Source organism: Neoaquamicrobium microcysteis, assembly GCF_008180155.1.
Lineage (GTDB): Bacteria > Pseudomonadota > Alphaproteobacteria > Rhizobiales > Rhizobiaceae > Aerobium > Aerobium microcysteis.
Map to the genome: position 1 here is coordinate 323265 of NZ_VSZS01000067.1, position 15649 is coordinate 338913.

The window sequence follows — 15649 nt, forward strand, 5'->3', positions numbered from 1 at the left end:
GCATCTGGCACAATCACACACACTTTCGTGGCAGCGCATTGCAATATAGAAACCAAATGGTTTTTATATAGGATGATCGTATGCAAGCCCCCGCCAGCAGCGACGAGCGCCTCCTGCGCTTCCTGAAATTCCGCGGCCCGCAAACCGCCGAGGCGATATCGCGCCATCTCGGCATCACAGTCCCCGGCGTTCGCAAGCATCTGGCATCCTTGCAGCAGGGTGATCTGATCGACCATTTCGACGAGGCCGGCAGCGTCGGCAGGCCACGGCGGCACTGGCGTCTGACGCAGAGGGCGCAGGCCCGCTTTCCCGATAGCCACGCAGTGCTGAACGTCGAGATGATCGCATCGATCCGCGCCGTCTTCGGCCAGGAAGGCCTCGACCGGCTGGTCGGCGAGCGGGAGCGGCAGACGCTGGCACGTTATCGCCTGGATCTCACAGAGGCCGACGGCCTCGCCGCCCGCGTCGAGCGCTTGGCCGCCCTGCGCACCGAGGAAGGCTACATGGCCGAGTTCGAGCGGCTGGACGACGGGACGCTGCTGCTGGTCGAGAACCATTGCCCCATATGCGCCGCCGCGCGAGCCTGCCAGAACTTCTGCCGATCCGAACTGGAGGTGTTCCGCGCCGCGCTGGGACCGGGCGCGGTCGTGGAGCGCGACGAACACATGCTTGCCGGCAGCCGCCGGTGCACCTACCGCATTACCCCTCGTCCGGAAGCCCGCCATGACGACCGCTGAGAACCGCCCCAGCTGGCGCGAACTGTGGGAGAGCGGGGATCTCGGCCGCTTCTGCTTCATCTCGCTGGGCATCGTGCTGCACGCTTCCAACGAAACCATGATCGCCACCATCATGCCCAGCATGGTGGCCGACATCTCCGGCGTCGAGATGGTCGGCTGGTCGCTGTCGATCTACGAGATCGGCTCCATCACGGCGGGTGCCGCCGCAGGCCGCCTGATGAGCTACATGGCGCTGCGCACCAACATGGTGCTGGCAGCGCTCATCTACGCGGCCGGTGCGGCGGTCTGCGCGGCCGCGCCCGACATGCACTGGTTCCTCGCCGGCCGGCTGCTCGAGGGCTTCGGCGGCGGCGCGCTGGTGTCGCTTTCCTATGTCTCCATCGAGAGGCTGTTTCCGCGCCTCATCTGGCCGCAGCTTTTCGCGATCATATCGGTGGTCTGGGGCGTGTCTGCTTTCGGCGGGCCGCTCATCGGCGCCCTGTTTGCCGAGGCCGCGTCGTGGCGGTACGCGTTCTGGACGTTCGCCTTCGCCGGCGCAGGCATGGCGCTGGTCAGCTTCGCCGTGCTGCGCGGGCCGCAATCCACGCGGCGCAAGGAAAGCCCCGATGGCGTGCCGCCCTTCCCGTGGCTGCCGCTGCTCGTGCTCGCCGCAGCCATCATGGCCATCGCGGTCGCGGGCGTCGGCTCCGGCATGGTTCGCTCCGGCCTGCTTCTCGGCCTCGGCGTCGTCGGCATCGCCTGCTTCTTCCTGCTCGACGCGAGAAACCCGCGCTCGCGCCTGTTTCCCACCCGCCCGCTCGACATGAACACGCAGGTCGGCAACGGCATCGTCATGATGGCCGCGTTCTCGGCCGGAACCATCACCTTTTCCATCTACGGCCCGCTGATCCTCACCAGCCTGCACGGCATCTCGATCCTGACGACCGGCTACATCATCGCGGCCGAATCCATCGCCTGGTCCGTCATGTCCATTCTGGTCGCCAGCGCCCGGCCGCAATACGAGCGCCCGATCATCCTCGCAGGCGCGGTGATGATCTTCGGCGGCATGATCGGATTCATCTATGCCGTACCCTTCGGCTCGATCCCCCTCATCCTGGCCTGCGCGATCCTTCAGGGCGGCGGCTTCGGCATCGCGTGGCCCTTCGTCACACGGCTCATCGTATCGTCGGCGAGGGAAGAGGAGCGCACCGTCACGTCTTCCGCCGTGCCGACCATGCAGCGCATCGGCTATGCCGTGGGTGCGGCCTTCGCCGGCATCATCGCCAACACGGCAGGTTTCTCGGGCGGCCTCTCGGGCGAAACGGCGCAGAGCGTGGCCCAATGGTTGTTCGTTGCATTCATACCGTTCGGCGTGGTCGGTTGCATCGCGGCGATGCGGCTCCTGAACGCCGAGCGCTCGCGCCTCGCAACCCTGAAGGAATAGACCATGCCGGACACCACCAGCCTGCTCGCCTTCGCGCTGATCGCGCTTGGCATGGTGCTCACCCCCGGCCCGAACATGATCTACCTGATCTCACGCTCCATCAGCCAGGGGCCGGTCGCCGGCCTCATCTCGCTGGGTGGCGTGGCGCTGGGTTTCGCCTTCTACATGCTGGCCGCCGCCTTCGGCATCACGGCCCTCATCTTCGCGGTACCTTATGCCTATGACGCGCTGAGGCTGGCGGGCGCGGCCTATCTGTTGTGGCTCGCGTGGCAGGCGGTACGCCCCGGCGGGCGCTCGCCTTTCGAGGTGCGCGAGCTACGGCGCGACGGGCCGCGCAAGCTGTTCCTGATGGGGCTGTTCACCAACCTGCTGAACCCCAAGGCGGCGATGCTCTATCTGTCGCTGCTGCCCCAGTTCATCGATCCCGCCGCCGGCAACGTGCTGATGCAGGCCGTGACGCTCGGCTCGCTGCAGATCGCAATCAGCGTCACCGTCAACGCGATGATCGCCATAGCCGCCGGCGGCATCGCGCTGTTCCTGATGCGCCATCCCATGTGGCTTGCGGTTCAGCGCTGGCTGATGGGCACCGTGCTTGCCGGGCTCGCCTTCAACATGGCCGTGGAAGCCAGACGATAAGCGCGCCTCAGAGCGACGTCGCCCACTCGATCACCGTGTCGGCCACTTTCTCATAGCCGGGCTCCGTCATAAGGAAATGCGACAGGCCCGGAAACTCCACGAAATCCGTGCGCGCCGAAGACTTGTTCTGCTTGCGGTAGATCGCACGAGAAAGGGCCGGCGCGACGGTCCGGTCTTTCTCACCGGCAGTGATGAGCAGCGGCTGCTTGCGCAATTCCGGCTGCACTCCGATACCGATGCCGGTCGCTGCCTGCGCAAAAAGGCGGCCCGATGTCGGCACCATGTATTTCTCGTAGGCTTCCGCACGCAGCGCGGCCGGCGCCGTGTTGGCGAAGCGGTTGTCGAACTGCGCCTTGCTCAGCGTGTAGGTGCGGTTCCACGCGTTCCACCGCGCCAGAACGGGGAAGGCGGCCCCCAGCGAGACCGGATCGGCTATCACGCCCGCGACCGGCGCGGGATCCAGCGCAACCCCCGCCACGCCGTAGCCCCGGTCGAGCAGCAGTTGCGTCACCAGCCCGCCCATCGAATGCCCGATTATCAGCGGCTTCTCCGGCAGCGTATCGATGAAGCGGGCGTAGTGGTCGGCGATGGCTCCGGCAGTCAGCCTGCCCAGCCCTTCCGGCGGATTGGCCCGCAATTCGGCGGCCGTGCCCCGGTCCAGATATGGCCAGGTGGGTGTATGGACGGTGTATCCCGCCTCTTCTAGCTTGCCGCGAAAATTGTCCCACGAGGCCGGCGTCATCCACGCACCGTGGATGAGTACGACCGTCTTGGTCAGCCGTGAGGTCCGGTTATTGCCTGCATCGGTATCGGCATTCATGTCGGTCTCTCCTTCGGCAATGGCCGATCTGATCGTGAGCGACGTAGCGGATGCGAATGCGTGGAGCGAGACGGTGGCAGGCGCTTGAGGTCACGCCCTGCCGTCCGTCCGTAGAAAGAATAGGATCAAAATCGACTTTGGGGAAAACCCCTAATTGAATGATGGCCCTACGCGGACAACCCCTCTTGCCATCCGGCGAGCCGTGAACGAGCTTATGCCGCCCGCTGGGCTGCGGCCGCGGCCTGCCTGCGTCTCGCCACCTCGTAGGCGATCGCACCAATCACGGTGATTGCGATCATGATGAGAGCCAGCGCGTTGACGGCGGGCGTAAGCCCGGTGCGCACCTTGGTCGCGATGAAGACCGTCAGCGGCGTATCGAACCCGCGCACGAACAGCGTCGTGTTGTAGTTCTCCACCGATTGCAGGATGGCAAGGAACGCGGCCGCGATCAGCGCCGGCTTGAGGAACGGCAGCAGGATGCGCCGGAACACCATCACCTTGGACGCGCCGAGCCCGAGGGCCGCTTCCTCCTGCGTACGATCGAACCTTTGCAGCCGTGCAGCGACCATCAGCATCACGTAGCAGATGATGAAGCTTGCCTGCGCCACCACGATGAGAAACACGCCGCCTCCCACGCCAAGCTGGCGCCACAACACCAGCGTCGCGATGCCGATGACGACGCCGGGCGTCAGCAGCGGCGAAACCATCAGCGCATAGAGGAAGCCGCGCGCCCGCGCATGCAGGCTGGTGAGGATGAGGGCCGCCGCCGTGCCGACCGGCAGCGCGATCAGCACCACGAAGAAGGCGATCACCATCGACGTCCAGACCGACTGCCACATCGCCCGGTCGTTCCACAATTCGTTGAACCACTGGAGCGTCGTGCCCTGCCAGGGCGTCACGGTCGGGAACCGGCTGGTGTTGAACGTCGCCGCGCCCATGATGACCAGCGGCGCGAACAGATAGACGAAGAACGCCACCATGTAGAAGGCGAACAGGAAACGCGCGATGCGGTCGGTGGCAGTCATTTCGCGACATCCGTCAAATTGACGCGCGCGAGCTTGAGCGTCACCAGCACGACCACGAGGCACAGCACCAGCAATACCAGCGCATAGGCAGCACCCCGGTTCCAGTCGCCGCCCTCGAAGAACCAGTTGTAGATGATCTCGGTGAACCAGCGGCTGCCCGGCGCGCCCAGCAGCGCCGGCGCCACGTAGGAGCCTGCCGCCAGCATGAAGGTGAAGACGCAGCCGGTTGCGATGCCCGCCTTCGCATGCGGCATCACCACCCGCCAGTGGATGCGCCACGTCGAGGCGCCAAGGTCGCGCGCCGCCTCGATCTGCGCTTTCTCAAGGCTCTCGATCGCATTGTAGATCGGAAACAGCATGAACAGGATGTAGGCGTAGATCATGCCCGCCAGCACGCCGCCGTTTCCATACCACCGCATCGGCTCGTCGATGATGCCCAGCGAAAGAAGCAACGCGTTCAGCGGGCCGCGAAACGCCAGGATGATGTACCACGCCAGCGTGCGCAGCACCTCGTTGATCCAGAACGGGATCGTCAGCGCCAGCAGCGCTATGGCGGTCTGCGAGGGCGTGGCATGCTGCGCCAGCCAGTAGGCCAGCGGATAGCAGACGACGAACGTCGCAAACGCCACGAAGGCGCTCGCCCAGATCGTCTTGAAGAAGATGGAGCGATGCACGGCCTCGTTGGCGAGATACATCACGTTGTCGAGCGAATAGACGTCGTTCGGACCGCCGATCTGGGCCGGCGGCAGGTTGGGCCGCAGCGCGTAGTCGACCATCATGATGTTCGGGGCGAGCACCATGCCGGCCAGCCACATCAGCACCAGCGCAACGAAGATGGTGGAAAGCCCGCCGCCGAAGCGTCTGTACAGCTCAGCCATCGGGAAGCACCACGGCGTGGCGTGTGTCGAAGCCGAATGTCGCGCTGCCGCCGATGGCGGGCGCTCCCCCAAGGTCGGTGCTGGAGATGGAGGCTACCATCGCGCTGCCGTCGGCTAGCCGCCCGTGCGCCAGCGCAAACGCGCCCTCGAAATCGATGCGCTCCACCGTCGCGCTCAGCGTATTGTCGCCCTTGCCGCCCGGCACCAGAGCCTCCGGGCGCACATAGAGCCTCACCGCCTGCCCCGCGGCAACGCCCGGCCCCGCACGCCCGCGCATCGTGCCCAGCCCGGTCTCCACCGTCGCGATACCCGCCTCGACCGCGGTTGCCTTGCCCGCAACGACGTTGGTTTCGCCCACGAAGGTCGCGACGAACGGGGTTGCCGGGTTGTCATAAAGCTCGCGCGGCGCGCCGACCTGTTGCAGCACGCCAGCGCTCATCACCGCGATCCGATCCGACATCGCCAGCGCCTCGGACTGGTCGTGCGTGATGTAGATGAAGGTCACGCCGGTGCGCTTTTGCAGCGCGCGCAGCTCGGCGCGCATATGCTGGCGCAGCTTGAGGTCCAGAGCCGAAAGCGGCTCGTCCAGCAGAAGCACCTGCGGCTCGACAGCCAATGCGCGCGCGATCGCCACGCGCTGCCGCTGGCCGCCCGACAGCTCGCCCGGCATCCGGTCGCCATAGCCTTCCAGCGCGATCAGCTTGAGAAGTTCGTCGGCTTTACTGCGGCGTTCAGCCTTGGATGCGCCCCGCGCCTCCAGCCCGAATGCGATGTTCTCCCACACCGGCATCAGCGGAAACAGCGCCAGCGACTGGAAGATCATCGCGGTCGGCCTCTGGTTGGGCCCCAGCCCCGCCATGTCCTTGCCGCCGATGGTGATGCGGCCCTCGGTGGGCTGGAGGAACCCCGCGATCATCCGCAGGATGGTGGTCTTCCCGCAGCCCGACGGGCCGAGGATCGAGAAGAACTCGCCGCCTTCCACGTTGAACGAGACATCGCCCACGGCGCGTGTCGCGCCGAAGGTCATGCCGACCTTATGCAGTTCTACGGAATGCGACATGCGTCCCCTTGAGCGGTGGGAGGAAGGGCGGCAGAAGCCGCCCCTCCCGATATTTCATCAGGCCGAGAGGAAACGGTCCTGATATTCGTTGCGCTTGGTCACGTACCAGCTTTCCTGGATCGGCCACCACCACAGCTTGTCCAGCGCGTCGCCCGGATAGGCGGCTGCGAAGAACGCCTTGGCGTCGTCGGAAAGCAGGTCGGCCGCGCCCACCGCCGTCGAGTTGATCGACGTGGCGTTGGAGTACATGGCGCCGGCTTCCGGCGTCAGGAACCAGTTGATGAAGGCGTAGGCCTGGTCGAGGTTGGCAGCGCCAGCCGGGATAGACACGCCTTCCATCCACGCCAGCGCGCCTTCCTTCGGCGCGATGAAGCCGACCGGCAAGCCTTCCTTGCCAAGCGCGGCGGCCGTGGAATCCCACGTCTGGCCGACGGCTGCTCCGTTGACGCGGAAAGCGCCCTGCGCCTCGTTCTCGTTGTTCCAGAACTGGACGATGTTGCCCTTGCGTGCGATGGCTTCCGCGACGATCACGTCGAAGATTTCCACCTGCGCCTCGGGCGTTTCGAAGGCTTCGAGCAGCGGGCGCGGCAGCTTGCCTTCCGCTTCCAGCCACAGGCCGAGGCCGACGAGGCTGGAGTGGGCGCGCACGGTCGCCTTGCCGGCCATGTCTTCCTTCCAGATGTCGCCGTAGGAAGCGGTGCCGTATTCCAGCGGCGCCTGTTCCTTGTCGAAGGCCAGCGCCTCGGTGCCCCAGTCGGTCGGCACCTGGTAGCGCTTGCCATCCACCACCGCGCCGAACTTGGCAGAGTTTTCCCACGCGCTCGGCAGGCAGCGCGCGACCTCGACCTTGGCCTCGTCGATCTCCTGCACCAGCCCGAACTCCACATAGTTCGGCACGCGGTCCACGCTCGGCCAGATGATGTCGAAGCCGCCGCCATTGTTGGCGCGCAGCTGGTTCAGCAGTTCGTCGTTCGTGCCGTAGGGCGTGTAGTTCGGCTTGATGCCCGTCGCCTGCTCGAACGCGGCGAGGATCTCGTCGTTGATGTAGCCGGCCCAGGCGAAGATGTTGACCGAGCCGGACGAGCCCTGCGCGTAGGTCTTCGAGATGAAGGGGGTTGCCAGCGAAAGGCCCGCGACACTTGCCGCGCCCTTCAGCAGTGTGCGCCGTTTGAACGTTGCCATGAAAGTTCTCCCTGTCTGGTTGCGAATTGCCCGCGTTTATTTTCGCTATGATACATTTGGATGACAGTCCTGCAATCGTCTCGATGCCGCAGCGAAAGGTCTTCCCGGTAAATTCATGCGGAGCGGCAAGCCGGCTAAAGAGGTATGTCGGCCGCACGCCGCAAATCCACCGCGTCGCGCAGCACTTCCAGATGCGTCCGACCGCGCACGCCGTCCGCGCGCACCTCGTAGCCGGTGGCCTCGCCGTCCCAGTAGCGCGTGTGGGTGAACAGCCTCCCCCAGCGCCGGCTTTCCATCTCCACCCTCACCTCCTCCACCCCGCCGCCGAAATTGTCGGCCATCGCGCCCGAGATCGGGTCGCCGGTCGTCAGCAGGTTGCCGAGATCGTATATATTGGTCCAGCGCGTTGCGGCAAAGACCGCGCCATGATGCACGGCGCGCACGCGCGGCTTCTCGTAGTAGAGCAGCCGGGGGATCGCGGCCGAATCCGACAGCGGCGGGCAGATGCCGAACAGCCGCTCGCCAATCCCCTTGCGAAATTGCGCCTCGTTGAACGTCACCAGAAACTCGGCGTGGGTAAGCGGGCTCCCGATCGTGACGAAGTCGCTGATCTTCCACGGCATCTGGCCAACGCCCCGCAACTGGCTGTGAAGCTGCCACTGTGCATGGCGAAACTCCGCCCGGCGGGCGGCATCCAGCCTGGTGGGCGCAATACCGGTCAGCGCAGCGAACGGCTCGACCGCGCGCACCGCGTTCGTCACCGCGCGATCGCGGGGCCATTCCAGCCCGCGTGGACGCCGCTCGACCCACAATATGTGAAGCAGGTCGTAGACGATGATCGAGCCAAGGCTGTGCGACACCAGCACGATCCGGTCGTACCGGTCGTCGTCCGACAGTGCCCGCAGCAGCGCCAGCCCGCGCTCGCGCACCTTCGCCCGGTTCTCCACCGTGGCCGGCGTTGCCTGCACATAGGCCGCCACGTCGCCGAACCACGGCAGCACGAAATGATCCAGCGCCCACAGCACGCCCGAGGCGACCACGAAGATCGCCAGCCCCGCCACCGGCCCCACCCAGTCGAGCCACATCGACAGGGCCAGCAGCACCATGCTCGCCGCGACCACCAGCACGAACACCCACGTCGCCCAGTACAGCCGCCGCGCGTCCGCGGGAATGTCCTCGCGCCGCCGCAGCAGCAGTTCCTTGATCCAGGCGAACAGCCGCCCCCGCGTCGTGCCCTGCACCAGATCGGCCCAGTAGAGCTCGTAGAAATCGGTGCGCCGTCCGTTCAAATCGTAGGGCGTCGTGATGCGGCGAAGCTCGTGCGAGCCTGTATGCCGATCTGGCGTGATCCAGCTTTTGTTGGGTTGCCCTCCGGCTCCGCCGTAGTTGGGCGTGATGTCGGGATCGCTGGACCACACCGCATCCACGAAGGCGCGGATGGTCGACATGGGCCGCTGCTCGCCCATGCCGTGGATGACCACGACCGCCTGCATCGGCTTTCGCTCGACCACCTCTTCCGCGCTGTCGTCCTGCGGCTCGTCGTCATCAGCGCCAGACATCGCTTCCTCCTCGAAGTCCTGTCCGTCCCGGGCCATCATAACACGGGATGGAAAAGGCGGGCGCAAATGAAATGGCCCGGCAGGAGACCGGGCCATCACACGTGTCGGCAGTTGCCTGCGATCAGTGATCCATCGCCTTGACGATTTCCTCGGTCATCTTCTTGGCATCGCCCAGCAGCATCATCGTGCCGTCCTTGTAAAACAGCGTGTTGTCGATGCCGGCATAGCCCGAGCCGAGCGAGCGCTTGACGAACAGGCAGGTGCGCGCCTTGTCCACGTCGAGGATCGGCATGCCGTAGATCGGCGACGACTTGTCGTCGCGCGCCGATGGGTTGGTCACGTCGTTCGCGCCGATCACGTAGGCAACGTCCGCCTGCGCGAACTCGGAGTTGATGTCCTCCAGCTCGAACACCTCGTCATACGGCACGTTGGCCTCCGCCAGCAGCACGTTCATGTGGCCGGGCATGCGGCCCGCGACGGGGTGGATCGCGTACTTCACCTCCACGCCGGCGGCCTTCAGCTTGTCGGCCATCTCGCGCACGGCGTGCTGCGCCTGTGCCACCGCCATGCCGTAGCCCGGCACGATGATGACCTTCTGCGCGTTCATCATCAGGTATGCCGCATCGTCGGCCGAGCCCTGCTTGACCGTGCGCTCGATGCCGTCGTCGGCCACGGCCGCCGTCTCGCCGCCGAAGCCGCCGAGAATGACCGAGATGAACGAGCGGTTCATGCCTTTGCACATGATGTAGCTGAGGATCGCGCCCGACGAGCCCACCAGCGCGCCGGTGATGATCAGCGCCAGATTGCCCAGCGTGAAGCCCAGTGCCGCCGCGGCCCAGCCCGAATAGGAGTTGAGCATGGAGACGACCACCGGCATGTCCGCGCCGCCGATGGGGATGATGAGCAGCACGCCCAGCAGCAGCGACAGGATGACGATCAGCCAGAAGATCGTCGTCGACTGCGTCGTCACCATCATGATGACCAGCACCACCAGCGCGACGGCGATGCCGGCATTGATGACATGGCGCATCGGTAGCATGATCGGCTTGCCCGACATGCGGCCATCGAGCTTCAGGAACGCGATGATCGAGCCGGTGAAGGTCACAGCGCCGATCGCCACGCCCAGGCTCATCTCGATGATCGCCTGCGTGTGGATCGCGCCCACGATCCCGATGCCGAAGCTTTCCGGCGCATAGACGGCGGCAGCCGCCACCAGCACCGCGGCCAGGCCGACGAGGCTGTGGAAGGCTGCGACCAGTTGCGGCATCGAGGTCATGGCGATGCGGCGCGCGATGAACGCGCCTGCCCCGCCGCCGATGGCGAGGCCGGCCAGGATCAACACGAAACCGGATGGCGACGGGATCGCCAGCGCCAGCGTGGTCAGCACGGCGATCGTCATGCCGATCATGCCATAGACATTGCCCTGCCGGCTGGTCGTGGGGTGCGACAGGCCCCGCAGCGCCATGATGAACAGCACGCCGGAGACGAGGTAGAGGAAGGAGGCGACGTTCTCGCTCATGGCTGTCGCCTCACTTTTCTTTTTTCTTGTACATCGCCAGCATGCGCTGGGTTACAAGGAAGCCGCCGAAGATGTTTACCGATGCGAGGATCACGGCGATGAAGCCGAAGCCCATGGCCGCGCCCGACACCGAGATGCCGACGGCCAGCAGCGCGCCCACGATGATGACCGAAGAAATCGCGTTGGTCACCGCCATCAGCGGCGTGTGCAGAGCCGGCGTCACCGACCAGACCACGTAGTAGCCGACGAAGATCGCCAGGACGAAGATGGCGAAGCGGAAGACGAACGGATCGATGCCCGAGGCAGCGCCCGCTCCGGCGGCAAGCGCCTCGGCGGCCTGCGCGGCCCTCTCGTCCTGAAACGCCAGGCGAACGGCGGCGGCAGCTTGCTCCAGCTGTTCGATGGCGCGTTCCAGCGTCGTGCTTTCTTCCATCACGCACCTCCCTTGGGTTTTGATGCGGCGGGTTTCTTCGCGGCCGGCTTCTTCGGCGCAGCGGGCTTTTTGGCCGATGCGGGCTTTGCCGTTGCGGTGGGTTCAGCCGCGACAGTCGCAGCGCCGGCGAAGTTCGCGTGCACCACCTTGCCGCCATGCGTCAGCAGCGTGGCCTTCACCAACTCGTCGTCGTGGTTGACGACGACGGCCTTCTTTTCCTTGTCCACCATCGTCTCGAGGAAGGTGTAGAGATTCTTGGCATAGAGCAGCGAGGAAGACGCCGCCACGCGGCCCGGCACGTTCAGGTGGCCGACGATCTTCACGCCGTTCTCGAGTGTGATCACCGCTCCCGCAACCGAGCCCTCGACATTGCCGCCGCGCTCCACCGCCAGATCGACGATCACCGAGCCGGCCTTCATCGAAGCCACCATCGCCGCCGAAACCAGCTTCGGCGCGGGACGGCCCGGTATCAGCGCCGTGGTAATCACGATGTCCTGCTTGGCGATGTGTTCGGCCGTCAGGGCCGCCTGCTTCGCCTGATACTCCTTGGACATTTCCTTGGCGTAGCCGCCGGCCGTTTCGGCAGCCTTGAACTCCTCGTCCTCGACCGCGAGGAACTTCGCGCCCAGCGACGCGACCTGTTCCTTTGCGGCGGGGCGCACGTCCGTCGCCGTCACCACGGCGCCCAGCCGGCGCGCGGTCGCGATCGCCTGCAGGCCGGCCACGCCGACGCCCATGATGAACACCTTGGCCGCAGGCACAGTGCCCGCCGCCGTCATCATCATCGGCAGCGCCCGGTCATATTCGGCGGCGGCGTCGATCACGGCCTGATAGCCGGCGAGGTTTGCCTGCGACGACAGGATGTCCATCGACTGCGCTCGCGTGATGCGCGGCATCAGCTCCATCGCGAATGCGGAAATGCCTGCTTTCGCCATTGCCGCCACGGCGGCGTCGTTGCCGTAGGGGTCCATGGCGGCCAGCACCACCGCGCCCGCCTTATAGCCTTTCAGCTCGACGTCGCTTGGCCGGCGAACCTTGAGAATGACATCTGCCTTGGCGGCATCGCCCGGCTTGCCGATCGTCGCGCCCGCGCCGGCAAAATCGGCATCGGTTATGCGCGAGGCCTCGCCCGCCCCCTTCTCCACCACAACGGCAAGGCCGAGGCCCGCAAGACGCTTCACCGTTTCCGGCGAGGCCGCGACCCTCGTTTCCGTTACGTCACTTTCTTTCGGCACGAATACCGTCTGTCCCACCGGCAAAATCCTTTCGGTTGGAACCTCACTCCCGACATGCAGGCAGCCCGCATCGCGGGCCGCCGAAGCTTACTCGACGCTGCCCCGAAGGCTAGCGGAGAAGATACCCGCCAAGCGCGGTTATCAGAACGAAAAGGATGGTGGCGGAGAAGAAACCGGCCGACGTGAAGAAGCCGAACGCCATCGCGATCAGCAGCGCGACGGTAACGATCGTGCCGTATTTCAGCACGCCGAGGAACAGCGAGTAGGTCTGCTCGTGTTCGGCGTAGTCCATTTCGGCGCCCAGTTCGACCGGACCGGTCGGTGTGTTGTCTGCCATCGCGGGTATCCCCTCCGGAACTGCTCTGGTGCGCTGATAGCGAAATCGGCGCTCAAGGGCAATGGCAAGGATTGTCGCGGAAGAGGCTTACGCGGGCTCCACGCGCCGCCACGGGCGCGCGCCTGCAAGTGCCGCGCCGGCGACGCCCCACAACAGCACGCCCCCAAGCACGAACGTCGCCTGATACCCCCATGCAACGACTACCGGCTGGCTCGCCACGGGCGACAGGAACTGGCCCAGAAAGATGCTCGACACCAGCAGGCCCGAAAGCCGACCCCGCAGCCGCGCCGGCGCAGAGGCCAGCAGCGTGGTGCTCAGATTGGGCATCACGAGGCCGAATCCCAGCCCCGCTACCGCCATTGCCGCGACCAGCAACGGAAAGCTCGGCGCGATCCCCTGCAGCACGAAGCCAAGCCCCATCACCGCGAAGCCCAGCGCGAAAAGCGCCCATGGCGACATCGCGTGCCGCAACCGCCCGAACGCCAGCGAACCCGGCAGCACGCCCAGCGTCGATGCGCCGAAGGCCAGCGCGATCTTCAGCGGCGTGCCGTCATAACTCTCGGCGATCAGGAAGGGCGATTGGGTCGGAAGCGTCATGTAGAGAAGCGGGCACAACAGCGCCAGCGCATAGACCGCCGCGACCGCGCCCAGCCCCGCCTGCCCGCCATCGGCCGCCGGCGCATCGCCCGGCATTGCGGCGTGCACCTTGCGCGGCACGAACACATAGAACGCGGCGACCAGCGGCGCGGCGGCCAGATAGATCAGGAAAGCCCCGCGCCATTCGATCTCGGCCAGCGCGCCTGCCGCCAATATCATCGAAAGGGCTATCAGCGAGTTGGCGCTGACCTGCCGGCTCATGATCGCGCCTCGCGCATGCGATGGAAACAGATCGCCGATCAGCGAGGTCAATCCCGCCATCAGGAATGCGACCGAGAGGCCCAGCCCCACCCGAGTCGCCAGCAGCATCTCCAGGCTGCTCACCACCGCCCCGGCCCCGCCGAAGACGACGAACCCGACAAGCGCGCCGAGCACGACGGGCCACCGCTCGACGCGATCGAGCACGAGGCCCGCAACGGGTGCTGCGAGCGCGATCGCCAGCGCCGGCAGGGTCACGATCAGCCGCACCAGATAGTCGGCGCCCGGATTGCCGGCGAAATGCGCCTCGATGGCGGGCAGTGCAGGCGCGACCACGGCGGTGGCCATCACCACCAGCGAGCCGACGAGGACCAGCGTCGCCTGCGCCGCGCGGCCGGGTGCTTCCTGTACCGGCCCGGCATCCGCCAGAACCTCCATCTTGATGATCGCGTTCATGCCGCCTCTCCGTGATTTGCAATGAGCCGGCCTCTTCGCTACAACCTCAACATTAGTTCAGGTCAACAGGAAAAATCATGCAGGCCGAGAAACCGCAAAAGCCGTCTCGCCCGCTGACGCAGGATTTGAGCGTCGGCGAGGTCGCCGCCCGCAGCGGCGTCGCCGTCTCCGCCCTGCATTTCTACGAGCGCGAAGGGTTGATCCGCAGCTGGCGCAGCAGCGGCAATCAGCGCCGCTATGCCCGCGAGGTGCTGCGCCGCGTCGCGGTCATCAAGGTCGCGCAGCGCACCGGCATCCCGCTCGCCTCCATCAGGGATGCGCTGGCCGCGCTGCCCGATGAACGCACCCCGACCGCGCAGGACTGGCGAAACCTTTCCGAAGGCTGGCGCGCGGAGCTGGACGAGCGCATCCGCAAGCTCACGCAGCTTCGCGACAGCCTCACGGGCTGTATCGGCTGCGGCTGCCTTTCGGTGCGCGATTGTCCGCTGCGCAACCCCCGCGACGAGCTGGCCAGCGAAGGGCCGGGTGCCCGTTTGCTCGAACGGTAGGCATGTTTCCGTGTGCTTGATGCAACACCCGTCCTGCAACTTCGCATTGCACAAATTCACGGGGTAGAGCCGCCATCGACGAACTGTTACAGGGCGATAGATTTCGTTACCGAGTGACGTGCCGCCCAGTTCGTTCGCGCAAAGCACCCTGTCATGAAAAAGCTGCTGATATCCGGCGTCGTTGCCGCGCTTCTGTTCGCACTGTCGCCTGCTACGGCACAGGAGCGGCCCCTGATCTGGAATTTCACACGCTCCGGCGAATCCGCCTTCGGCGCAAGGCTCGGCGCGCATTTCCACGCGCCGTGGAAGTCGAGCGCTGGCGTCGATATCGCCATGGGCGGCCAGCGCATCTTTGATCGCCAACCCGTGACCGCCTGGGGCGCTGTCGAACTGCCCGGCGTCGAAACTTCCGCCCGCAAGCGGCGCACCGAGCTTCGCGTCACCGCGCGCGGGGAAAACGGCCCCCGCACGGCCACCGCCACCCATTCGGTCCGGACGATGCTGCCCGGCATGGATGCCGAGTTCGACCAGACCGTCACCGTTCGCAGCCTGCCGGGAGAAGACGCGCATCCCACGCTGCGCTCCACGCAGACGCTCAAGCTCACCGCCTCGCGCAGCCGCACGATGGTCACGGCCACCACGACGGCCTCGACGGTCGAGCGCAGGAAGACCACCGTCAGCATCGAGCAGCCCGTCCGCGACGCGCTAAAGCTGCGCGCAGCGATGGAAGATGCGGCGACGCGTCAGCGCAAGGGCCGCTTCTCGGCCACCTACAGCTTCAAGTGGTGAGCAGGTCGCGCCACCTCCCCCGCTTCGCAAGGGAGGAACCAAGGCCGCGGATGGCCGCAACGCAGGTTCTTCCCCCGTTTACGGGGGGTCCGAAGGACGGGCGAGACAAGCGGCTCGCCCTTAAGGACCGCGCGAAGCGGGGTGAAGGGGGCGTTCG

Annotated in this window: 16 protein-coding genes; 5 read left to right on the forward strand and 11 right to left on the reverse strand. The window is 66.0% G+C overall.

Features of this window, described 5'->3' with window-relative positions; all coding sequences use genetic code 11:
• Positions 1-80: 80 nt before the first annotated feature.
• From FY036_RS20315 to FY036_RS20325, 3 genes are read left to right on the forward strand one after another with little or no spacing between them, the layout of a single operon-like run.
• Entirely contained in the window at positions 81-737 is a 657-nt protein-coding gene (locus FY036_RS20315) for a helix-turn-helix transcriptional regulator (RefSeq protein ID WP_148916581.1), read from the forward strand.
• Entirely contained in the window at positions 724-2160 is a 1437-nt protein-coding gene (locus FY036_RS20320; protein ID WP_148916582.1) for an MFS transporter, read from the forward strand. Before FY036_RS20315 ends, FY036_RS20320 begins: the two co-directional genes overlap by 14 nt.
• A 3-nt stretch (positions 2161-2163) precedes the next feature.
• Positions 2164-2796 (forward strand): LysE family translocator, encoded by a 633-nt coding sequence (locus FY036_RS20325; protein ID WP_148916583.1) that lies wholly within the window; start codon positions 2164-2166, stop codon positions 2794-2796.
• 7 nt (positions 2797-2803) lie between these two features.
• Here the strand turns inward: FY036_RS20325 and FY036_RS20330 are convergent, their stop codons facing one another.
• The 11 genes from FY036_RS20330 to FY036_RS20380 form a co-directional block, all read right to left on the reverse strand.
• Positions 2804-3616, reverse strand: a complete 813-nt coding sequence (locus FY036_RS20330) for an alpha/beta hydrolase (RefSeq protein ID WP_148916584.1) — start codon at positions 3614-3616, stop codon at positions 2804-2806.
• Positions 3617-3828: 212 nt separating this feature from the next.
• Positions 3829-4641, reverse strand: a complete 813-nt coding sequence (locus tag FY036_RS20335; protein WP_148916585.1) for an ABC transporter permease — start codon at positions 4639-4641, stop codon at positions 3829-3831.
• Entirely contained in the window at positions 4638-5519 is an 882-nt protein-coding gene (locus FY036_RS20340) for an ABC transporter permease (RefSeq protein ID WP_148916586.1), read from the reverse strand. Before FY036_RS20340 ends, FY036_RS20335 begins: the two co-directional genes overlap by 4 nt.
• Positions 5512-6579 (reverse strand): ABC transporter ATP-binding protein, encoded by a 1068-nt coding sequence (locus FY036_RS20345; protein ID WP_148916587.1) that lies wholly within the window; start codon positions 6577-6579, stop codon positions 5512-5514. The genes FY036_RS20340 and FY036_RS20345 overlap by 8 nt, the downstream gene beginning before the upstream one ends.
• Positions 6580-6636: 57 nt before the next feature.
• The gene (locus tag FY036_RS20350; protein ID WP_148916588.1) at positions 6637-7761 is read right to left on the reverse strand and encodes an extracellular solute-binding protein; all 1125 of its coding nucleotides are present in this window, start codon (positions 7759-7761) and stop codon (positions 6637-6639) included.
• A 134-nt stretch (positions 7762-7895) separates the two neighbouring features.
• Positions 7896-9320 (reverse strand): hypothetical protein, encoded by a 1425-nt coding sequence (locus FY036_RS20355; protein ID WP_148916589.1) that lies wholly within the window; start codon positions 9318-9320, stop codon positions 7896-7898.
• Positions 9321-9441: 121 nt separating this feature from the next.
• Positions 9442-10839 (reverse strand): NAD(P)(+) transhydrogenase (Re/Si-specific) subunit beta, encoded by a 1398-nt coding sequence (locus tag FY036_RS20360; protein WP_148916590.1) that lies wholly within the window; start codon positions 10837-10839, stop codon positions 9442-9444.
• A gap of 10 nt (positions 10840-10849) precedes the next feature.
• Positions 10850-11272 carry an NAD(P) transhydrogenase subunit alpha gene (locus FY036_RS20365; RefSeq protein ID WP_148916591.1) on the reverse strand — a complete coding sequence of 141 codons (423 nt, stop codon included), beginning with the start codon at positions 11270-11272 and terminating at the stop codon, positions 10850-10852.
• A complete protein-coding gene (locus FY036_RS20370; protein ID WP_148916592.1) occupies positions 11272-12525 on the reverse strand; it encodes a Re/Si-specific NAD(P)(+) transhydrogenase subunit alpha in 1254 nt (417 codons plus the stop codon). Before FY036_RS20370 ends, FY036_RS20365 begins: the two co-directional genes overlap by 1 nt.
• A gap of 91 nt (positions 12526-12616) precedes the next feature.
• Complete coding sequence (locus tag FY036_RS20375; protein ID WP_148916593.1) at positions 12617-12844, reverse strand: aa3-type cytochrome c oxidase subunit IV; 228 nt, start codon at positions 12842-12844, stop codon at positions 12617-12619.
• A gap of 87 nt (positions 12845-12931) precedes the next feature.
• On the reverse strand, positions 12932-14155 hold the full coding sequence (locus tag FY036_RS20380; RefSeq protein ID WP_148916594.1) for an MFS transporter: 1224 nt from the start codon (positions 14153-14155) through the stop codon (positions 12932-12934).
• A 77-nt stretch (positions 14156-14232) separates the two neighbouring features.
• Between FY036_RS20380 and soxR the strand changes: the two genes are divergently transcribed.
• Both soxR and FY036_RS20390 read left to right on the forward strand, forming a co-directional pair.
• Entirely contained in the window at positions 14233-14703 is a 471-nt protein-coding gene (gene soxR / locus FY036_RS20385) for a redox-sensitive transcriptional activator SoxR (protein WP_148916595.1), read from the forward strand.
• A gap of 153 nt (positions 14704-14856) precedes the next feature.
• Positions 14857-15492 carry a hypothetical protein gene (locus FY036_RS20390; RefSeq protein ID WP_148916596.1) on the forward strand — a complete coding sequence of 212 codons (636 nt, stop codon included), beginning with the start codon at positions 14857-14859 and terminating at the stop codon, positions 15490-15492.
• The last annotated feature ends 157 nt before the right edge of the window (positions 15493-15649 follow it).